The organism is Streptomyces sp. URMC 127, from assembly GCF_051386535.1.
GTDB lineage: Bacteria > Actinomycetota > Actinomycetes > Streptomycetales > Streptomycetaceae > Streptomyces.
This window is the reverse complement of record NZ_JBPQTW010000405.1, coordinates 1-2,398: the sequence shown is the minus strand read 5'-3', so window position 1 is coordinate 2,398 and position 2,398 is coordinate 1. Positions and strand designations below refer to the sequence as shown.

General features: G+C 75.5%; 2 protein-coding genes. One reads left to right on the top strand and one right to left on the bottom strand.

What is annotated here, in order from left to right; translation table 11 throughout:
• The first annotated feature begins 173 nt into the window (after window positions 1–173).
• Window positions 174–389 carry a hypothetical protein gene (locus ACSNOH_RS34495; RefSeq protein WP_436725394.1) on the top strand — a complete coding sequence of 72 codons (216 nt, stop codon included), beginning with the start codon at window positions 174–176 and terminating at the stop codon, window positions 387–389.
• Here the strand turns inward: ACSNOH_RS34495 and ACSNOH_RS34490 are convergent.
• On the bottom strand, window positions 386–2,176 hold the full coding sequence (locus ACSNOH_RS34490) for a hydroxysqualene dehydroxylase (RefSeq protein ID WP_436725393.1): 1,791 nt from the start codon (window positions 2,174–2,176) through the stop codon (window positions 386–388). The genes ACSNOH_RS34495 and ACSNOH_RS34490 overlap by 4 nt on opposite strands.
• Between the last annotated feature and the right edge of the window lie 222 nt (window positions 2,177–2,398).

The following is a 2,398-nucleotide window of genomic DNA, read 5'->3' as shown; positions in this document are numbered from 1 at the left end:
GCCCGCCCCTCCGGCCGCGGAGGGGCGGGCAGCCGTCCGTCGTCCGGAGCCCGCCCGGTCCTCTTTCAGGTGAAGGGCCGGGGCGGGCCGGTCCGGGAGCTCCCGGCAGCGGGAAGGGGACAGCCGTCGACGCATCACGAGGGAGAACCGTCGACGCGGACGAGGGAGAGCCCATGCCGACCGACGACGTCGCGCGATTCCTGGAGGCCCTGAGCCCGGCCCACCGCGAGGAGGTCCGCAGGCAGCCGCGTCAGCAGCAGGAGAAGCTGGCCGCCGCCTGGGAGGCCGAGCTCCGGGAGGACACCGACCTCGACACGCTGAGCGAGCTGTCGCCGGCCGCGGCGGAGAGCGAGGCGGCCCGGCGCGTCGTCGAGGGCAAGGGCTCCTAGCGCCGGCGCTCCGTGTCGAGGACGTGCGGCAGCCCGCGCCGCCACCGCTGCCGGTCCTCGGCCTTCAGCAGGGCGAACTCCGGCGGCTCGTAGCCGGCGAACGTCGGCACGTCCGGGACGCCTGAGGCTCCCGCCGCCTTCAGCACGCCCGCGGCCGCCCGCCGCCCGGCCTCGTTCGCCGTCTCCATCGACGTGAAGTCGACGTTGCTGTACGTGCGGACGTAGTCGGCCGCCAGGAAGAGGTTCGCGACGGCCGTCGAGGCCTCGGGGCGCAGGTCCCAGGAACCGGCGGTGTTCATCAGGAAGGGGTCGTCGTTGCGCAGGCCGCCGCGGCCGTCCTCGCTGATCGCCTCGTCCAGGTACCACGAGTGCAGGAGGCTGTCGTCCAGCCCCTCGCGGCCGTTGCCCTCCAGGTGGGCGCGCATCTGCGCCCACACCTCGCGGGCCACTTCGGCCCGGGTGCACTGCCGGGCCGGCCGGCCGTAGAGCATGCCGGGCGTCTCCCAGTCCGAGACGTCCACGGACAGCACGTCCCGGACCGTGCCGTCGCCCCACGTGCGCGCGAACGGGGCGCGCCAGAACTGCCCCTGGGCGACCGACACCAGCTTCCACGGGGAGTCGATGTGGGCGACGTGCCCCCGGATGCCGGGCGCGGGGCGCCGCAGGAAGTACTGGATGCCGTTGCACCACGTCTGCTCCAGCCCGTCCATGGCCGCCAGCCGCGGATCCGCCGCGCGCAGCGCGCCGTTCCACAGGCGGGACGCACGGTCGGACGGCACCGCGGCGACGAACCAGTCGGCCTCGATGCGCCCCCGCCCTCCCGACCGCGTACGGGCCCGGGCAGCGGCGATCCGGCCGCCGCGCACCTCCAGGCCCTCGACCGTGCAGCCGAAGTCGAACCGGACGCCCAGCGAGCGCAGGTGCTCCGCCCACGGGTCGAGCCACGCCTCGCTGGTGGGGCCGTTGAAGATGCGGGTGAAGGGCCCGTCGCTGCCGCGCCCGGCCAGGTTGAGGAGGATCGCCTCCAGCCCCTGGCCGCAGGTGCGGGCGCTGGCGGTCGCGGGCCTCAGGGCCTGCAGGATGTGCACGCCGCCGCCGAACAGCTTCCGGTAGTCCTCCGACATCCGCTCGGCGCGGATGAAGTCCCACCAGCCCACCCGCTCCCACTGGCCGAAGCGCCGCTCGTCGCAGCTGGTGAACAGCATCACGGCCTGCTCGGCGAAGAACAGCGCCTCGGCCGGCGGCAGGCGCAGCGACTCCGCCAGCAGCCCCGCCAGCGACTTCACCAGCAGCCCCGTGCCGGAGAGGGAGGGCGTCCAGGGGGCGACGGGCACGGGGATGTCGGGGCGGGACCCGGTGCGGGCCACCAACGTCCACGGCACGGTGGTCAGATTGCCGAAGGCGGTGCCGCCGCCGGGGAGCGGGATGCGGCGCAGGGTGTCGGGCAGGTTGTGGTAGAAGCCGAACACGCCGCGGTGGCCGTGCTCCCCGGGCAGGTCGCGGCGGCCGCCGGTGCCCGTGTGCGGGACGAACAGGGACCGGGCCTTCCCGCCGGGCACGGAGCGCCGCTCGTGGACGGTCACGTCGAAGCCGCGCTCGGCGAGCTCGTGCGCGGCGGTCATGCCGCCGACGCCCGCGCCCAGCACGGCCACGCGGCGCCCGCTGCCGGGCCCGCCGCGCCGGTGGGCGGCGAGGGCGGGTGCCGGGACCCCGGTCGCGATCCCCGCGGCGCCGGCCGTTGCCGCAGCCGCTGCCGCGTATCGCAGTACGTCCCGGCGTTCGGTCATCCGCGTGCGCCTTTCCCCCGTGCGGCCTGAGGCCTGCGGCCCGTGCGATCCGTGCGGCGATGACGCTACGCACCCGGCGCGGCGCCGGTGACGGCAATGCGAGCGGCTCCACCGATCGGGGGGTGATTCGCACGTATTGCCCTGTGCTGCCTGGGTCGCTCGTATTGCCTGGGCGGCAAGTCGCCGTGGTTTCCGGTGGGGCCGGCCACTCCGCGGAGGAGG